This window comes from Frondihabitans sp. 4ASC-45 (genome assembly GCF_049472575.1).
Classification (GTDB): Bacteria; Actinomycetota; Actinomycetes; order Actinomycetales; family Microbacteriaceae; genus Frondihabitans.
In genome coordinates this window covers 133,060-150,575 of sequence record NZ_JBCEBN010000009.1, presented here as the reverse complement: position 1 = coordinate 150,575, position 17,516 = coordinate 133,060, and the positions used below count along the sequence as shown (strand labels likewise).

At 67.7% G+C, this 17,516-nt stretch carries 14 protein-coding genes; 4 read left to right on the top strand and 10 right to left on the bottom strand.

What is annotated here, in order from left to right; genetic code table 11:
• The first annotated feature begins 202 nt into the window (after positions 1–202).
• The 3 genes from VH571_RS14285 (at position 203) to VH571_RS14275 (ending at position 3,020) form a co-directional block, all read left to right on the top strand.
• Positions 203–616 carry an ester cyclase gene (locus VH571_RS14285; protein WP_055965115.1) on the top strand — a complete coding sequence of 138 codons (414 nt, stop codon included), beginning with the start codon at positions 203–205 and terminating at the stop codon, positions 614–616.
• Position 617: 1 nt separating this feature from the next.
• Positions 618–842: a hypothetical protein gene (locus tag VH571_RS14280; protein ID WP_055965113.1), complete on the top strand. Its 225-nt coding sequence runs from the start codon at positions 618–620 to the stop codon at positions 840–842.
• Between the two features lie 111 nt (positions 843–953).
• Positions 954–3,020 (top strand): hypothetical protein, encoded by a 2,067-nt coding sequence (locus VH571_RS14275; RefSeq protein ID WP_423265099.1) that lies wholly within the window; start codon positions 954–956, stop codon positions 3,018–3,020.
• A gap of 171 nt (positions 3,021–3,191) precedes the next feature.
• Here the strand turns inward: VH571_RS14275 and VH571_RS14270 are convergent, their stop codons facing one another.
• Entirely contained in the window at positions 3,192–5,636 is a 2,445-nt protein-coding gene (locus VH571_RS14270; protein ID WP_423265098.1) for an ATP-dependent helicase, read from the bottom strand.
• A gap of 52 nt (positions 5,637–5,688) precedes the next feature.
• Positions 5,689–6,699 carry a glycerophosphodiester phosphodiesterase family protein gene (locus VH571_RS14265; protein ID WP_423265097.1) on the bottom strand — a complete coding sequence of 337 codons (1,011 nt, stop codon included), beginning with the start codon at positions 6,697–6,699 and terminating at the stop codon, positions 5,689–5,691.
• A gap of 231 nt (positions 6,700–6,930) precedes the next feature.
• Here VH571_RS14265 and VH571_RS14260 point away from each other — a divergent pair, with 231 nt between their 5' ends.
• Positions 6,931–7,785 (top strand): Bax inhibitor-1/YccA family protein, encoded by an 855-nt coding sequence (locus VH571_RS14260; protein WP_194600636.1) that lies wholly within the window; start codon positions 6,931–6,933, stop codon positions 7,783–7,785.
• A gap of 659 nt (positions 7,786–8,444) precedes the next feature.
• Here the strand turns inward: VH571_RS14260 and guaA are convergent.
• The 8 genes from guaA to guaB form a co-directional block, all read right to left on the bottom strand.
• The gene (gene guaA / locus VH571_RS14255; RefSeq protein ID WP_423265096.1) at positions 8,445–10,028 is read right to left on the bottom strand and encodes a glutamine-hydrolyzing GMP synthase; all 1,584 of its coding nucleotides are present in this window, start codon (positions 10,026–10,028) and stop codon (positions 8,445–8,447) included.
• Positions 10,025–10,465, bottom strand: coding sequence for a DUF3817 domain-containing protein (locus tag VH571_RS14250; RefSeq protein WP_055965098.1), 441 nt, complete (start codon positions 10,463–10,465; stop codon positions 10,025–10,027). The genes guaA and VH571_RS14250 overlap by 4 nt, the downstream gene beginning before the upstream one ends.
• Positions 10,466–10,496: 31 nt before the next feature.
• A complete protein-coding gene (locus VH571_RS14245) occupies positions 10,497–11,324 on the bottom strand; it encodes an SURF1 family cytochrome oxidase biogenesis protein (RefSeq protein WP_423265095.1) in 828 nt (275 codons plus the stop codon).
• On the bottom strand, positions 11,324–12,754 hold the full coding sequence (locus VH571_RS14240; RefSeq protein ID WP_423265094.1) for a cation:proton antiporter: 1,431 nt from the start codon (positions 12,752–12,754) through the stop codon (positions 11,324–11,326). The genes VH571_RS14245 and VH571_RS14240 overlap by 1 nt, the downstream gene beginning before the upstream one ends.
• A 5-nt stretch (positions 12,755–12,759) precedes the next feature.
• Positions 12,760–13,332, bottom strand: a complete 573-nt coding sequence (locus tag VH571_RS14235) for a cation:proton antiporter regulatory subunit (protein WP_055965091.1) — start codon at positions 13,330–13,332, stop codon at positions 12,760–12,762.
• Between the two features lie 223 nt (positions 13,333–13,555).
• The gene (locus VH571_RS14230; RefSeq protein ID WP_423265093.1) at positions 13,556–14,677 is read right to left on the bottom strand and encodes a GuaB3 family IMP dehydrogenase-related protein; all 1,122 of its coding nucleotides are present in this window, start codon (positions 14,675–14,677) and stop codon (positions 13,556–13,558) included.
• A 100-nt stretch (positions 14,678–14,777) separates the two neighbouring features.
• On the bottom strand, positions 14,778–15,359 hold the full coding sequence (locus tag VH571_RS14225) for a hypothetical protein (protein WP_423265092.1): 582 nt from the start codon (positions 15,357–15,359) through the stop codon (positions 14,778–14,780).
• Between the two features lie 490 nt (positions 15,360–15,849).
• Positions 15,850–17,352 carry an IMP dehydrogenase gene (guaB, locus tag VH571_RS14220; protein WP_055965083.1) on the bottom strand — a complete coding sequence of 501 codons (1,503 nt, stop codon included), beginning with the start codon at positions 17,350–17,352 and terminating at the stop codon, positions 15,850–15,852.
• Positions 17,353–17,516 lie beyond the last annotated feature (164 nt).

The window sequence follows — 17,516 nt, the reverse complement described above, 5'->3', positions numbered from 1 at the left end:
GCTGCGTCTCACCACACGGTGTCGTTCCTCTTCCAGCCTGGATAACCGGCGGGAAGGGCGTCTCGAACTCTCTCGACATCGAGACTATGGGCCGTCCATCAGCCTAGCGCGCACCCCCAACACCCTTCTGGCTCTGTCCACAGGTCCGTTCCCCTGGGAGCGCCCGCAGAGAGGCCCGTACCCCGCGGCGTAGACCGGAGGCATGGCTAAAGACACGAACGTCAAGACGCAAGAGAAGCTCGGCGAGATCCTCACCGCCCGTGAGGTGTCGCGCCTCGGCGAGGGATTCCACGCCGACGTCGTCGACCACGACCCGGTTCCCGGTGCGCCCGCGGGCCTTGCCGGCATCCAGGAGTTCTGGTCCTCCTTCTTCGAGGCCTTCCCCGACGTCGACCTCAAGGTAGAGACGCTGGTCGCCGACGACGAGTACGTCACCGCGGTCTTCACGATCTCAGGCACCCACACCGGTCCGTTCGAGGGCAACGAGCCGACCGGCAAGAGCTTCCAGGTGCGAGGCATTCAGGTCGGCAAGTTCAACGACGAAGGCCTGATCGTCGAGCGCTGGGGCGCCACCGACCAGGCGACCCTGATGCAGCAACTCGGATTGGACTCCTGACATGAGCGACGCACCATTCACCGACGCGAGCGACCCCGACGAATCGTTCGCCGAGTCGGAGCAGATCGTCACCAACGATGCCGTGGCGGGCGAAACCGTCGAGCCCGGCATCGGTGAAGGCAACGACGGACCGACGGGCGGCGCACCCTCCGAGGGCGAGCCGGAGTACGCCGAGAACGACCTCGCCGGCGACGACATCGACCTCAGCGACGACGCCGACAACTGATCGTTAACACCTGAAGACCCCCTCTCCACAGAGGGGGTCTTCGTGGTTTCCGGAGCACCCCCTGTGGAAAGCGGCGGCGAAGCCGGCCGAGGATCCGAGAGGGTCATCGGCATGAATCGACGAACGTCTCCCCCTCTCCCACCGCCGCGCGCGGGCTCGACCCGGCCACGGCGGATCCTGCTCGCCCTCCTGGCTCTGCTGGCCACCTGTCTGCTGTTCGCTCCGCCGCCTCCCGCCTCCGCCCTCCAGTCGACCGGTCACGGTCGCGGATTCCTGTGGGACGGCGACGGGGTCTCCTGGCTCGGCACGTACCGCCTCGCCGACGGGCGGTCGGCGTTCTGCCTCGAGGTCGGCAGATCGTCGCCGGTGGGGAACGACTACGACCTGAGTTCCTCGGCGACAGGGCTCGGCCTGACCTCGACCGAGATAGCCCGACTCGCATATATCGCGCGCACCTGGTCGGGCACCACCGATCCGGTGACGGCGGCGGCGGCCCAGCTCTCGGTCTGGTCGATCACCGGTCTCGACGGGCACACCCTCGAGTACTACGCCGGCCGGGCCAACGAGAAGCGCGATACGGTGCTGAAGAAGGCGGCCACCTTCAGCGCCAGGGCTGCTGCGCAGGCGACGAACGGGGTCACGGCCGATGTGAGCCTGACCCTCGACGGCACCGGGGCGGGGCGAGTGCGCGCCGATCTCAGCGCCCGGCTCGAATCGGGCGGAGGCACGACGGTGGCAGCGGGTGCATTCGCCGGCACGATCACCCTCCGTGGAGGCGCCTTCGCCGACGGTTCCTCGACCAAGGCCCTGCGTAACGGCCGCAATCAGTCGTTCCGAGCGACCGGTACGACGCCGATCAACCACGTCAGCGCCACCGCGTCGTTCTCCGGCCTTCCCTACCGCGCCGTGATCACGGTCGGCTCGAGCGCCGCCGGCTCCCAGCGATTGCTCTTCGATACCGCACCCACCGGCACTGCGACCACGACCGAGACGGTCGAGGCCGTGTCGCCCCGTCCGTTCCAGCCGCGCGTCACAACGTCGACGAGCATGACCCGGGCTGCCGCTGGCGCGGCCATCACCGATGAGCTCAAGCTGTCGGTCCGACCGGGCGCGGGTCTGCTGTCGAAGTGGGGCGTCTACCGGGTCTCCGGCACCTCGCATCCCGTGCCTGTGACGATCCGCAGCAGACTCCTCGGACCATTCGCGAAAAAACCGGCGACGTCGTCTGCGTGGCCGGCGAAGGCCCCCGAGGTCTGCCGCCTTGCGACGGTCGTGAAAACGGGGCCGGGTACCTACCGGACGAAACCCTGCACGCTCCCCTCGGAGGGCTACTTCGTCTGGGTCGAGACCATCGATCCGAAAGACACCCCCGTCGCTCAGGGTCGCTCCCGGGTCAAGGCCTGGAAGTCGCCGTTCGCGTCCGCGACCGAGGTGACGTTCTCGCCACCGAAACCCCCGTCCCCGCTCCCGTCGATCACCACGTCGGTGGAGCACGACGAGGTCGTTCCCGGCGAATGCACGCCCGATCGTCTCGTCGCGACCGGATTCCCCACCGACGCGGGCGATGTCGTCGTCGAATCCGTCCTTCTCGGCCCCTTCGCCGATGCGCCAGCCGATGGTCACGACTTCGGGCCCGACAAGACCCTCGACGATCTGCCGGTCGCAGGCCGAGTCGAGACCGTCGTGACAGGCGACGGGGAGTACGAATCACCCTGCGTCGAGACCCGAAAGCCGGGGCACTACATCTGGGTCTTCCTCTCCGAGGGGTCGAAGACGATCGGCGCCGCGCAGGCGGTCGCCCCCTTCGCCGATCTCACCGCTCACGCGAGCGAGCGGTTCGTCGTGTCGAAACCCGACGTGCCGACCCCGACACCGACCCCATCCGTCCCGCCCACAACCCCGCCGACGCCCCAGAGAACGACGCCACCGACCCCCTCGGCGAGCACTCCTCCGACGACTACGCCCGTGCCTCCCGCACCTGACGAGCCCCGGCCTCCGCGCCTGCTCGCGTTCACCGGGTCCGGGCCTCTCAGGCCCATCGCGATCGCCGCCGGGAGCAGCGTCGGCCTCGGCCTGCTGGCAGTTCTCGCAGGGGTGAGCACTCGCCGCCTCCGAGCTCGGCGCGAACCCGCACCGGCTTCAGGATCCGCCGCACCCCCGCTCGACGACACCGTCTAGCCGGCCCCAACGAAAGTGCCCAAAACGGTGCTTGCCAGCTCGGTGAGCGCCGTTTTGGTCACTCTCGTGCCGCGCCTACGATCCGGCCGAACCACCCGGCAGCCCCGCTACCCGGCAGCGCCGCTACCCGGCAGCCGGACCCACCCGGCAGCCGGCAGCCGGGCAGCCCGGCTAGATCTTTTGGATCGGCGCGACCTTGACCAGCAGCTTCTTTCGGCCCGCGGTGTCGAACTGCACCTCGGCGATGCGTCGCGGACCGATGCCGGTGACGGCGACGACCCGGCCCTCGCCGAAGTCGACGTGGGAGATGCGGTCGTCGGCCGCGAGCTCGAGGTCGCCGTTGTCGCGCACGGTGCCGGTGACCCGGTTGGCCCATTCGGTCTTGGGCTTCGTCTTGGCCGCGGCTGCCGCCCGGTCGTAGCTGCCGCCGCCCATACCGCCGCCGCCGCGTAGTCCACCGGCTCGAGGAGCACCACCGAAACCGCGATCGGTGAAGCCGCTGTCGCGGCGGGCGTTGAGCGCGCGCGGTTCGGTGCCCCCGCGGCTGTTGGCCATGCCGGGCGATTGCTTCCAGTCGATGAGCTCGACGGGGATCTCCTGCAGGTAGCGCGAGGGCATCGCGACGTTGACTTCACCGAACTGCGCCCGCGTCATCGCGAGCGACAGGAACAGCTTCTGACGCGCCCGCGTGATGCCGACGTAGAACAACCGTCGTTCTTCGGCGGGGCCACCCGGCTCCGACGCCGACATGCGGTGCGGCAGCAGGTCTTCTTCGACGCCGGTGAGGAACACCGCCTCGTATTCGAGCCCCTTCGCCGTGTGCAGCGTCATCAGCGACACCGTGCCGCTGGTGTCGTCGAGGTCGTCGGCCGCGGCGACGAGAGTGACCTCGGTGAGGAAGTCGAGGAGGACCCCGTCGGGGTTGTTCTTCTGGAACTCGCGGGTGACGGCGACGAGCTCGTCGATGTTCTCAGCGCGGGCCTCGTCTTGAGGATCGCGCGACGCGCGGAGAGCGGCAACGAGCCCGCTGCCCTCGATCAGCGCCGTGAGGATCTCGGAGACCGGAGCGGTCGCCGCGGTGGCTGTCACGTCGTCGAGCAGCTGAGCCAGGCCGGTGATCGCACCGGTCACCTTCGGCCCCAGGCCGAGAGCCGCGGCGTTGCGCATTGCGTCGCGTAGGCCTACCTCGTTGGTGTCGGCATACCGCTGCAGCGCCGTCTCGGTCGCCGGACCGATGCCGCGCTTCGGGGTGTTCATGATGCGCCGGAGTGCCATGGGGTCTGCCGGGTTCGCCACGGCGATCAGGTACGCCATCGCGTCTTTGATCTCGGCGCGCTCGTAGAACTTCGTGCCGCCGAGCACGCGGTACGGGATGGCGGAGCGGATGAAGATCTCTTCGAGGGCTCGCGTCTGCGAGTTGGTGCGGTAGAAGACGGCCACGTCTTTGTAGGCCATGCCGGCCTCGTGCAGGGAAGCGATCTCGTCGGCGACGAACTGCGCCTCGTCGTGCCCGGTGTAGCCCGTGAACCCGACGATCTTGTCGCCCGACCCCACTGTCGTGAAGAGGCTCTTCGCCTGGCGGTCGAAGTTGTTCGAGATGACGGCGTTCGCCGCGTCGAGGATGTTCTGCGTCGAGCGGTAGTTCTGCTCGAGCAGAATCACCTTCGAGTTCGGGAAGTCGTGCTCGAACTCGGTGATGTTGCGGATGTCGGCGCCACGGAACGCGTAGATCGACTGGTCGGAGTCGCCGACGACCGTGAGCGACGCCCCGGGGATCCGCCCGCTGCCGTCTTTCAGCGAGGCGACGTACTGGCCGCCGCGCTCGAGCTCTTCGACGAGGGGTGTCTCGACCGGGCGTGTGAGTTCTCGGATCAGGGCGTACTGCGCGTGGTTGGTGTCTTGGTACTCGTCGACCAGGATGTGCCGGAACCGACGCTGATAGACGGCCGCCACGTGCGGGAACGCGCGGAACAGGTAGACCGTCTGGGCAATGAGGTCGTCGAAGTCGAAGGCGTTGGCTCGCTGGAGCTCGCGGGTGTACTGCCGGAAGATCTCGAGGAACATGACCTCCTGCGGGTCTCCCATGTTGATCTGGCGGGAGTAGGTCTCGACGTCGCTGAGCTCGTTCTTGAGTTTGGAGATCTTTCCTGAGGCCTGGCTCACGGTAAATCCGAGCGAGTCGGCGTCGAGCTCTTTCAGGATTCGCTTGAGCAGCGCCCTCGAATCGGCGCTGTCGTAAATCGTGAAGCTCTTAGTGAAGCCGAACTGTTCGGCCTCGCGCCGAAGAATGCGCACGCACGCCGAGTGGAACGTCGAGATCCACATCCCCTCGGCCGACTGCCCGACGAGCTGGGCGACTCGCTCACGCATCTCGGCTGCCGCCTTGTTGGTGAAGGTGATGGCGAGGATCTGGCTGGGCCAGGCCTCACGCGAGTCGAGGAACCCCGCGATGCGGCGGGTGAGCACGCTCGTCTTACCGGAGCCGGCGCCGGCCACGATGAGAAGCGACTGGCCGCGGTACTCGACCGCTTCTTTCTGCTGCGGATTCAGGCCGGCGGTCAGCCGATCGTTCGGCGTGCCGCCGGTGCTGTCGAAGGGCTCGAGGACGATCGTCATGATCCCCCAAGCCTACGGCCGCCCACCGACACCGCCACCCGCGGCGTGCGTCTCAGCTGTTGGCCGACACCCTCGGAAGAACCTCCAGCAGCAGCTCGGGAAAGTCGGTGAAGACCCCGTCGACGCCGGTCGCGGCGATCTCGTGGAATTCGGTGCGCCAATCGCCATGATCGGCCTTTGTCGACCCAATTCGGTTCGGCTTCGCGAGGAACGCGTTCTCCGGTCGCAGGGTCCAGGTGAAAGCCTCGAGCCCGAGCCCGTGCGCCCGCTCGACCAGGGTCGCGTCGCCGCGCCCGCCCTCGCCGAGCAGCAGGCCCTTGGGCACGCTGACCCCGTCGAGACCTTCGTCGCGGTTCAGGGCGGCCATGCCCTCCGCAGTCAGCTGCTCGGCGTACGTCGTCGCCGCCGCGCCATCGCGCGCCACCAGGTCGAACGCCGCGCCCGCCGCTTCAAGCAGGTAGACGAAGCGTCCTCCGACACCGCGCCCGCGCAAGTCGTCGAGGACGCCCCGCTCGAAGCTCTCCACCGTCAGCCGGGGGTCGTCGATCCAGCCGGTCTCGGCCAGTTCCGTCGCAACCAGCTCGCCGAGCGGCAGCCCGATCGAGGTGAAGTAGGTGGCGTGCTTCACCTCGGCGACGAGCGAGACGGCGGCCTCGACGGCCTGGTCTGCGTCGAGGAGGTCGAGCAGATCGCGGAACCGCAGGATCCTGCCCTCGCCGTCGTGGCCCGCACTCTCGGGTCGCAGCAGCGGCAATCGCTCCCGGATGCGCAGGCGCTGCAGCTCGGGCCAGGTGAAGTCTTCGGTGAACCAGCCGGTGACCTGCTGGCCGTCGACCTCTTTGGTCGTGCGGCGACCTTCGAAGTCGGGGTACTCGGCGACGTCGGTCGTTCCCGAGATCTCGTTCTCGTGCCGCAGCACCAGCACTCCGTCTTTCGACGCGACGATGTCGGGCTCGATGGCGTCGGCTCCGAGCTCGATGGCCAGCTGATACGCGTCGGCGCCGTGCTCGGGGCGGTGGCCGCTGGCTCCGCGATGGGCGATGACGAGGGGTTCGAGGGTCACGAGAACACGGTAACCGCAGGATCCGACAGCCCGGCTCACGACCCTCTCCCCACGCCGCTCTCAGTCGGGTGCAAACGTGCACGCCCTGCACGTTCTCCCGTGGCGAAACCGCCTCTCATCAGGTGAATTCTCAGCACGTGCCGTACAGCAAACACGTAGACTCGAGTTCAACAAAAGCAGTGTCGGCCGACCCCACCAACCATCGCCGACGCGGATCCCCTGGAGGACCAATTGGCTCACTCGAATCCCGGCTTCAGTCAGTCGCCGGCCTTTTCGAACAACGGCAACGACCTGGTGAACTGGCAGGCCGCGCAGTCGGCTCAGGGCAAGGCTGGTCAGCAGCCGGTCGTGAACGGCGGCATGACTGCCGAGCAGCTCAACGACCTGTACAGCAAGCCCAGCGCCACGCCGGTCGACACCGACCGGATGACGTACGAAGACGTCGTCGCCAAGACCGTCGGCGCCTTCGCTGTGCTCCTCGTCGGTGCCGCGATCGGCTGGTTCGTTCCCGCTCTCGCCGTCGTCGGCGGAATCGTCGGCTTGGTCCTCGCCTTCGTCAACATCTTCAAGAAGCGCCCGTCGGGCGCGCTCGTCCTGGCTTACGCCGGCTTCGAGGGTCTTCTCGTCGGTGGGCTCTCGAGCTACTTCGAAGCCGCCTACGACGGCATCGTCGTCCAGGCCATCCTTGGCACGCTCGGTGTGTTCGCGGTGACGCTGGCCCTCTTCAAGTCGGGCAAGGTCCGCGAGTCGAAGCGCGCTACCCAGATCTTCCTCGTTGCCATGCTCGGCTACCTGGCCTTCTCGTTGATCAGCTTCGTTCTGCAGCTCACCGGCGTGACCTCGGGTCAGTTCGGCCTCCGCAGCATCGAGTTCCTCGGCATTCCGCTCGGCTTCTGGATCGGTATCATCGTCGTGCTCCTCGCCGCCTACTCGCTCGTGATGGACTTCACGCAGATTAAGGTCGGCGTCGAGCGGGGTGTCCCGCGCGTCTTTGGATGGCAGGCCGCTTTCGGCCTCGTCGTCACGATCGTGTGGCTGTACACCGAGATCCTGCGCATGCTCGCGATCCTGCGCGGCAACAACTAGCTTCTGTCTCAGCACACGGGCCGCTCTCCTCACGGAGGGCGGCCCGTTTTGCGTCCACCCTGGTGCGGGCCGGGCATGAGCTCGGCCCCGGTCGATGGACAGCCGCGGCCGCTGGGGCCGCCGTAACCGCCGAGATCGCACCTGTGGTCGCTGCCACCCGACCACTACTGCGATCTCGGCGCCCGGGCGTCGCACGGCCCGCGAAATGGCCCGATCTCCCGCTTTACGCCGGCATTCTCGTAGTTCAGGCCACCTCGCGCTCTGCGGCCCCCACTGCGCCGAGAACGCACTAGTGGTCGCCACCACCCGACCACGACTGCGATCTCGGCGACGTCCCGGCGTGCCAAGCCGCGGGCGGCACCCGCGAGATGGCCCTATCTCCCGCCAGCCGTCGGTAATCCCGGAGGTCGGGCCATCTCGCGGCCGCCGCCTTGGCGCCCCGGCCTGCACCGCCGCTGTGCCGCACCCCCGCCGTGCGACGCTTCACGCCCGCGCCGAGATCGCACTAGTTGTCGCCACCACCCGACCGCTACTGCGATCTCGGCGATGGCGCCCCTCGTACCCCGGAACCGCAAACGGCCCACGACACCGCCGAAAGGCGGTGTCGCGGGCCGAAAGCGGTGCGGCTCGGAGCTAGCCAGCGAACCAGCTGCGCTCCGCTACTCCCACTCGATGGTGCCCGGCGGCTTCGACGTGACGTCGAGCACGACACGGTTGACGCCGGCGACCTCGTTCGTGATGCGGTTCGAGATCTTGGCGAGCACGTCGTAGGGCAGGCGGGTCCAGTCGGCGGTCATCGCGTCTTCGGAGGAGACGGGGCGGAGCACGATGGGGTGACCGTAGGTGCGCCCGTCGCCCTGGACGCCGACCGACCGGACGTCGGCGAGGAGCACGACCGGGCACTGCCAGATCTCGTTGTCGAGGCCCGCCGCGGTGAGCTCGGCACGGGCGATCTTGTCGGCAGCACGAAGCAGCTCGAGACGCTCGTGCGTGACCTCGCCGACGATGCGGATACCCAGGCCGGGACCGGGGAACGGCTGGCGGCCGACGATGACCTCGGGAAGCCCGAGCTCGCGACCGATGGCGCGGACCTCGTCTTTGAACAGGGTGCGGAGCGGCTCGACGAGCTCGAACTGCAGGTCTTCGGGGAGGCCGCCGACATTGTGGTGGCTCTTGATGTTCGCGGTGCCGGTGCCGCCGCCCGACTCGACCACGTCGGGGTAGAGCGTGCCCTGCACGAGGAACTTGACCGGCTCCCCAGCACCCGAGGCGTCGGCTTCAAGGACGAGGGCCGTGGCCGCCTCCTCGAAGGACCGGATGAACTCGCGACCAATGATCTTGCGCTTCTGCTCGGGGTCGGAGACTCCGGCGAGAGCGTCGAGGAACTGCTGCTCGGCGTCGACCGTGATTAGACGGATGCCCGTGGCAGCGACGTAGTCGTTCTCGACCTGAGTGCGCTCATCGGCGCGCAGCAGGCCGTGATCGACGAAGATGCAGGTGAGCTGGTCACCGACGGCCTTGTGCACGATGGCCGCGGCCACTGCCGAGTCAACCCCGCCCGAGAGACCGCAGATAACGCGGCCCGCACCGATCTGCTCCTGGATGCGTGCCACCTGCTCGGCGATGACGTTGCCGCTGTTCCAGTCGGCGGGAATGCCTGCCGCGCGGTGCAGGAAGTTTTCGAGCACGGCCTGCCCGTGGGCGGAGTGCTTGACCTCGGGGTGCCACTGCACGCCGTACAGACGTCGGGCGTCGGAGGCGAACGCGGCCACGGGAGTCGACGCACTGGAGGCGAGCACCTCGAAGCCCTCGGGCGCCTTCGAAACGGAGTCGCCGTGGCTCATCCACGCCGTCTGTGCGGCGGGTTGCCCATCGAGCAGTGTCGACTCGGTGCCCGAGACAGTCACGTCGGTGGCGCCGTATTCACGCGCGCCCGTCTTCGCCACCTCGCCGCCCAGGGCGACGGCCATGGCCTGGAAGCCGTAGCAGATGCCCAGCACGGGCACTTCGAGGTCGAGGATGCCGGCGTCCAGGGCCGGCGCACCCTCTTCGTAGACGCTCGACGGGCCGCCACTGAGGACGATGCCGACCGGGCTCTTCGCCGCGACCTCGGCCGCGGTGATGGTGTGCGGCACGATCTCGGAGTACACGCCGGCCTCCCGAACGCGTCGGGCGATCAACTGGGCGTACTGCGCGCCGAAGTCGACGACGAGGACGGGCTTCTGCACGGTCTCGTCGCTCATGCGGTGGCCTTCGCCGTCTCGCGCTCTGCTTGCAGCGCCTCGTATTCGGTCAGGGCGATCTTGGCCATGTGGCGCTCCACGAAGAATGACATCAGAGGGATAACCCCGCCGAGAGCGATGAGGATGAACCGAGAGAACGGCCACCGCATGATGCTCCACAGGCGGAAGTCGGTGAACAGGTAGACGACGTACAGCCAGCCGTGGGCGATGAGGATGCCGAGCGACAGGTCGAGAGCTGGGCTGCGGATGGTGCCCTCGCGCACGAAGAAGCCGCGCGGATCGCCGATGGCCATCTCGGTCTGGAGGCCGGTGTACTTCAACAGCATCTCGAAGCAGAGCAACAGCAGCATGACACCGGTGACGTAGGCGGAGATCTTGTACAGGCGCACCGCCCCCGGGATCTTGGGGATATTGCGCGGCCGAGGCTTCAGGGGCATGGGAGCCAGTCTAATCGAGGCGGATCAGGGGTCAGTCGGCGTGAAGCGATGCCTGGGGAGAACCACCCTCGAGCAGCGCACGGGCCTCTTCGGCCTCCTCGATCTCGCGCTCGAAGGCGTCTCGCACGAGACGGAACCAGAGGAAGATCGCGAAGCCGGCGAAGACCACCCACTCGATCGCGTAGAAGAGGTTCAAGAAGTTGATCGAGGTCTTGTCGATCGGGGGCGGCGAGTAGATCGCCGTCAGGTCGCCCCAAGAGCGATCGGCCACGACATAGCCGTTGTAGACGTCGCCCGAGAAGTCGCTCCACTGATTGATGAGCTGCGGTACGGCGACGACCGTCTCCCGGCCCTCCTGGAACTTGCCCTCGGATGCGGCCTCACTCGGCAGGTACCGCCCGGCGAGCGCGGTCGTCGTCGGGGCCACCGGCACCGACGAGATCGCGGACCTGGCGTCGGCGGCAGTCGCACCCCAGCCGAGCGCGACGGCGAGCGAGCCGCCCGTCGAGGAGTCGACGAAGCGGCCGACGAGCCAGTAGCCACTGTCGGAGTGGTTGAGGCGGCCGCTGATGACGCGGAAGTCGTCTTTGTCGAACGCGCCCGTGACCGTCACCTTCTGGCCGGTGAACTTATCGAGGTATTTGCTCTGGGGCGACGTGAGGTCGGAGAGGGGGGTGCTGGTCTCGGATCCTGTGCTGACGGGCTTGAGGCTGTCGACGCTGCGATCGAGCTGCCAGTGCCCGAGCCAGGCGAAGAGGGCGGCGACAGCGAGGGCGAGGGCGAGCATGCCGATCCAGCGCGGTCGACGCGCGACCTCCCACATGCTGTCGGGAAGCGGTCTCACCTGGTCGTCGCGCATCAGTATTCGGGGTCTCTCTGCCGTGTTGCTCGGTGGTCGGACTGCTGGCTGGCCTGCTCGGCCGCAGCGTCGACCTCGTCGTCGTCGGTGCCGTAGAGGAATTCGTCGGTGTCGACGGGGACCGCAAGCGCCACCGCTTCGAGGTCGTCGTCGAGATCGGCACTCTGCCGGGGTGTCTCACCGGCGAGGGCAGCCTCCATCAGCGCGATTTCTTCGCTGCCCCGCGGCACGACCTGTTGCTTCGCGTTCGCCCGGGCGGCCTTCTTCTTCTTGCGCAAGAGTACGCCTCCGATCTTCTCGGAATTGGCGGCGAGCAGCGGCCCGATGACGGCCATGATGAGCACGTAGAGACCGGCAAACGGTTGGATGCGGTCGTCGAGCCCTGCCCCCAGCGAGAGCGTCGCGAGGATCAGCGCGAACTCGCCCCGGTTGTGCAGAATCGCCGCCGCGTTGATTCCGGCCTGCGGCCCGAGCTTGTTGAGCCACGCGACGAACTGGCCGGCACCCGCGTTGAGCACGATCGTCATGACGACGGCCGCGATAACGGGCCAGACCACCGCGGGGAAGGTGCCGGGGTTCAGCGCAAGGCCGAAGTTCAAGAAGAAGAACGCCGCGAAGACGTCGCGCATCGGGAGCGCGAAGGTCTCGATGCGGTTGCGGAACCGCGTCGCCCCGCAGACCAGACCGATCAGGAACGCCCCGATCGCGTCGGTGACGCCGAGGATTTCGCCGATCCCCGCGAACATGACGGCGAGCCCGAAGAAGAGGATCGTGAAGAGCTCGTCGTCTTTGGTGCGCATGAGTTTCGAGACCCATTTGCCGCCCCATCTCGCGATGGTGAACATCACTATGAGGAACAGGAACGCAATCGCGAGTTTGCCGATCACCGGCCACGGCGCGGTCTCGCCGCTGAGCACGACCGAGACGATCGCGAGGTAGATCGCGATGAAGATGTCTTCGACGACAGTGATGCCGAGGATCATCGGCGTCTCGCGGTTCGCCAGACGGCCGAGCTCGATCAGCAGCTTGGTGACGATCGCCGACGACGACGTGGCCGTGATGCCCGCGATCACGAGCGCCTCGCGCGTGCCCCAGCCGACCCAGAAGCCGAAGGCCAGGCCGACGACCATATTGACGGCTATATAGCTGCCACCCGACAGCACCAGCTTGCCGACGTTGCCGAAGAACTCGTCTTGATCGAACTCGAGCCCGAGGTTGAACAGCAGGAGGATCAACCCGAAGATCGCGATCAGCTCGATCTTGTCGGACTCGAAGTCGAGGGGGAACCAGCCGACGTGGGGGCTCGCGAGCAGGCCGACGACCATGTAGACGGGAATCGTCGGGAGGCCGATCAGCTTCGCCAGCCGGCCGAGGATGTACGCCAGGACGAGGAGGATCCCTAAGACGAGGAGCTCTTGACCCAGGTGCATACGGCTTAGACCCCCGGCGGGGAGTCGAGCGACGAACCGCCGTCGACGAGCGTGCTGCCGCCCGCGGGCACGCCGGCCGCCGACTTGATGCCGCCGCTGCGGTAGAAGTGGAATGCCTTCGCGACCTTCTCGGGCGAACCCGCGACCACGAGCGTGTCGCCCGGGAACACCTTGAAGTCGCCCGAGGGCGCCGGGTTGGCGGTCTCACCGCGTACGACCGCGACGACGGTCAGACCGACGACGCCTTTGGCCGCGAGGTCACCGAGCGGCTGCCCGGCGATGTGATCGTCGTAGTCGACCGTGAACCAGTCGATGCTGAGGCCCGGCATCTGCTCGAGCGCCGACAGTGACTCGGTGATGCGGGTGCCGCCGAGCAACTCGGCGAGGGTGTGCGCTTCGTCTTCGCTCAGACGCAGCGACACCTTCGTGACGTTGTCGCCGTCGGCATCGTCGCTGAACGTGATGAGGTCGCTGTGGCCGGAACGATGCGTGATCACTCCGCACTTGCCACCGTCGTCGGTGATGAAGGTGTGAAGCACTCCCACACCGGGGAGTTTCACACGACGCACGTCAACCATGGGCTGGTCTCCAGAAGCTCGGGGGCAGTCGTCTCAGCTTACCGTCGCGAAAATCGAGGCGAGCCGGGCTGTCCACAGGGTCAACAAGGATCCGGCGGCGGCGCTTCCCGGCACCGGGTCGCCCCGCGCACGCTGTCAGCGAACCCGGCCCGCGGGATCCTGCGCTTCTCGTCGGTGCGAATCGAAAGGCCTCAACACGCGCCGCTCGACCTGACCTGCCCGGCTAGTGCGGGTGGTACGGCGCGACGACCACTTCGACGCGCTGGAACTCTTTGAGGTCGCTGTAACCGGTCGTCGCCATGGAGCGGCGGAGGGCTCCCATGAGATTCGCCGTGCCGTTGGTCGTCGGCGCCGGGCCGAACAGGACGTTCTCGAGCGTGCCCGTCGATCCGACGTGCATGCGTCGGCCACGGGGCAGTTCGGGGTGGTGCGCTTCGGCTCCCCAGTGGAAACCGCCACCCGGCACGTCGGTCGCACGGGCGAGGGCGGCACCGAGCATGACGGCGTCGGCCCCCATCGCGATGGCCTTGACGATGTCGCCGGAGGTGCCGAGACCGCCGTCGGCGATGACGTGCACGTACCGGCCGCCCGACTCGTCGAGGTAGTCGCGGCGTGCTCCGGCGACATCGGCGACCGCCGACGCCATGGGTGCGTGGATGCCGAGCGAGGCTCGGGTGGTCGAGGCTGCTCCCCCGCCGAACCCGACGAGGACGCCGGCCGCACCCGTGCGCATGAGGTGCAGCGCCGCCGTGTAGGTGGAGGCACCGCCCACGATCACGGGCACGTCGAGTTCGTAGATGAACTTCTTCAAGTTGAGCGGCTCGGCGTTCTTCGACACGTGCTCGGCCGAGACCGTCGTGCCGCGGATCACGAAGAGGTCGACACCGGCGTCGACCACCGTCTGGTACAGGTCTTGGGTGCGCTGCGGGCTGAGGGCGCCGGCGACCGGAACCCCGGCTGCGCGGATCTCGGCGAGCCTCGCCGTGACGAGCTCGGGCCGGATGGGCGCCGCGTAGATCTCTTGCATGCGGGCGGTGGCGATCTCGTCGGGCAGGCCGCGGATCTCAGCGAGCACCGCCTCGGGGTCGTCGTAGCGAGTCCAGACGCCCTCGAGGTCGAGCACGCCCAGGCCGCCGAGCTGACCGATGCGGATGGCCGTCGCGGGGCTCACCACCGAGTCCATGGGGGCCGCGATGATCGGCGTCTCGAAGTGGAACGCGTCGATCGACCAGCCGAGGTTGACGTCGCGGGGGTCACGGGTGCGGCGGCTCGGAACGATCGCGATGTCGTCGAACGCGTATGCGCGGCGGGCGCGCTTGGCGACGCCGATCTCTACCTCAGTCACTCGTCAACCCTACCGGCCTGCCGCCCTCCTGCCCGTGACACCGCTTTTCGGACTCAACACCGCCGATGGACGTGCTCCGCCCCGAAAGACGGTGTCGCCGTCATCGCCGAGTCACGCCGGCGGTACTCAGCAGCGCGTGAAGCCGTGGCGGCTCCAGCGCATCTCGCCAGACCCATCGCACCACAGTGCGAACCACCGGCAGGGCTTCGAGTCGGCGCTCGCGATGCTTCTCCCCGACGACCACCTGCGACGGTGTGCGCCCACGGAGGTACTCGGCCTTCGCGTATTTCTGAAAGCCATCCAGCTCGCCGATGACCCCCGCTCGCTCCCACCAGAAATCGACGACGCCGATGCGGCCTAGGCGGTCGTCGAAAGGGACCTGCAGCTGCGGCGCCTCGAAGCCGAGGCTGTCGATGACGACGCGCGAGAGGCTTTCACCTGGATTGGCCGCCCGAGGATCGGCAAAGGCGAGTACACGCTGAGCCTGCTGGCGCCCGTGGGTCCGGCCGGAATCTCCCAGGGCGCACGCAATGGCATCAATGGTTGTTCTTTCGAGTCGAAGTGCCGCGTCGCAGACCGCGACCGCGTCGGGGAAAGAACTTCCGAGCGCGATATCCGCGAGAGTCCGTGTCGGCGAGGTCAGTGTGAATGGTGGCATCTCGATGACGTCGGTCGCGGTCAACGGACCAGCGTGCCACGTCACCCCGCTCCGCGACCGGGTGCTCCGAATCTCCGGGCTCGTGAAGTGCACCTCTTCAGGCTCGTTCAGTAGCGGCAATCCCAGCAGAACGGCAGCCGACTCGTGAGACAGCACATCCTGAAACCCGCGCGACGCCGCCACCGCCTGAATGATCAGGAGTGATCGCCGTCGGCGATCGCTGGCCTCCCAGAGCGAAGCGTCAACGTACGCGCCGGCTCTCACTCGACGAAGCACACCCGACTTGCAGGCCTGCCGGAAGGTCTCGAGTGCGCGGCCACCCCTCGAGACATAGACGCCCTCGAATGGCCCGGGCGGAAGATCGAATCGCATGCGACGAGCTTTGACGACCCCAAGGATCCTTCGCTCGCGCTCTCCACAGCCCTCGTGGCGAAACACATCCCCGCTCACCACCGCAAAACGGAGAGGGCACCGCCCATCGGCGGTGCCCTCTCCGGAAAGCGCTGCCTAGCGACTACCGGCGGTAGTTCGGCGCCTCCACGACCATCTGCAGGTCGTGCGGGTGGCTCTCCTTGAGCCCCGCGGCGGTGATGCGCACGAACTTGCCACGGGCCTTCAGCTCGGGGATCGTGCGGCCTCCGACGTAGAACATCGACTGGCGGAGCCCGCCGGCGAGCTGGTACACGACGTTGGCGAGCGCGCCGCGATACGGCACCTGGCCCTCGACGCCCTCGGGAATGAGCTTGTCGTCGCTCGGCACATCGGCCTGGAAGTAGCGGTCTTTGGAGTACGAGGTGTTCTTGCCGCGGGTCTGCATGGCTCCGAGCGAGCCCATGCCGCGGTAGGCCTTGAACTGCTTGCCACCCACGAACACCATCTCGCCCGGGCTCTCGTCGCAGCCGGCGAGGAGCGAGCCGAGCATGACGGTGTCGGCGCCGGCCACGAGGGCCTTGGCGATGTCGCCGGAATACTGCAGGCCGCCGTCGGCGATGACCGGAACGCCGGCCTCGCGTGCGGCGAGCGACGCCTCGTAGACGGCGGTGACCTGGGGCACGCCGACGCCCGAGACGACGCGGGTGGTGCAGATCGAGCCGGGGCCCACGCCGACCTTGATCGCGTCGGCGCCGGCGTCGATGAGGGCCTGGGCACCCGAGCGCGTTGCGACGTTGCCGCCGATCACGTCGATGTCGGCGAAGGTCGGGTCGGCCTTGATGCGCTTGATCATGTCGAGCTCGCCGAAGCTCTCGCCATTGGCGGTGTCGACGACGAGGACGTCGACGCCCGCGTCGCGGAGCGCCTGGGCGCGCTGCCACGCGTCGCCGAAGAAGCCGATCGCCGCACCGACACGAAGTCGGCCCGCGTCGTCTTTGGTCGCGTTCGGGTACTGCTCGGTCTTGTCGAAGTCTTTGACCGTGATGAGACCGCGGAGGCGACCGGCTTCGTCGACGAGGGGAAGCTTCTCGATCTTGTGCTGCGCGAAGATGGCGATCGCCGAGTCGGGATCGACGCCCTCGGCCGCGGTGATGAGCGGCGCCTTCGTCATGACGTCGCGCACGAGCGTGCTGGCCATCTCGAACTTCGAGACGAAGCGCATGTCTCGGTTCGTGATGATGCCGACGAGCGTGCCGTCTTGTTCGATGACCGGGAGGCCGGAGACACGGAACTGACCGCACAGGGCGTCGACGTCGGCGACGGTCGCGTCGGGCGTCGTGGTGACCGGGTTGGTGATCATGCCCGACTCGCTGCGCTTGACCTTGTCGACGTGGGCCGCCTGGTCGGCGATCGACAGGTTGCGGTGGATGATGCCGAGACCGCCCTGGCGCGCCATGGCGATGGCCATGCGGGATTCGGTGACGGTGTCCATGGCCGCGGACAGGAGCGGCGTCGCCACCCGGATCCTTTTCGTCAGCTGCGACGAGGTGTCTGCCTCGGACGGGATGACGTCGGTGTGCCCGGGCAGGAGCATGACGTCGTCGTACGTGAGTCCGATGAAACCGAAGGGATCCGGCTGGTCCATGAGCCACCTTTTGAGTGAATGAAGCTGCGACAGTGGGAACCGGTTTCGCCGTCGAGCACCGGTGATACATCTTAACCCGCGGGGCACGCGATCATTCCCGAGACCGGAGTGGAGCAGGCCCGCCACGGACCCGCAACAGCGCCGACACGAGCCACCGGTACCGC

Excerpts from the sequence above, each read along its gene's own strand:
- VH571_RS14285 (WP_055965115.1), top strand. The coding sequence starts at position 203 with ATGGCTAAAGACACGAACGTCAAGACGCAAGAGAAGCTCGGCGAGATC.
- guaB (WP_055965083.1), bottom strand. The coding sequence starts at position 17,352 with ATGGACCAGCCGGATCCCTTCGGTTTCATCGGACTCACGTACGACGAC.
- VH571_RS14270 (WP_423265098.1), bottom strand. The coding sequence starts at position 5,636 with ATGACGATCGTCCTCGAGCCCTTCGACAGCACCGGCGGCACGCCGAAC.
- VH571_RS14245 (WP_423265095.1), bottom strand. The coding sequence starts at position 11,324 with ATGCGCGACGACCAGGTGAGACCGCTTCCCGACAGCATGTGGGAGGTC.
- VH571_RS14275 (WP_423265099.1), top strand. The coding sequence starts at position 954 with ATGAATCGACGAACGTCTCCCCCTCTCCCACCGCCGCGCGCGGGCTCG.
- VH571_RS14235 (WP_055965091.1), bottom strand. The coding sequence starts at position 13,332 with ATGGTTGACGTGCGTCGTGTGAAACTCCCCGGTGTGGGAGTGCTTCAC.
- guaA (WP_423265096.1), bottom strand. The coding sequence starts at position 10,028 with ATGAGCGACGAGACCGTGCAGAAGCCCGTCCTCGTCGTCGACTTCGGC.
- VH571_RS14250 (WP_055965098.1), bottom strand. The coding sequence starts at position 10,465 with ATGCCCCTGAAGCCTCGGCCGCGCAATATCCCCAAGATCCCGGGGGCG.
- VH571_RS14280 (WP_055965113.1), top strand. The coding sequence starts at position 618 with ATGAGCGACGCACCATTCACCGACGCGAGCGACCCCGACGAATCGTTC.
- VH571_RS14240 (WP_423265094.1), bottom strand. The coding sequence starts at position 12,754 with ATGCACCTGGGTCAAGAGCTCCTCGTCTTAGGGATCCTCCTCGTCCTG.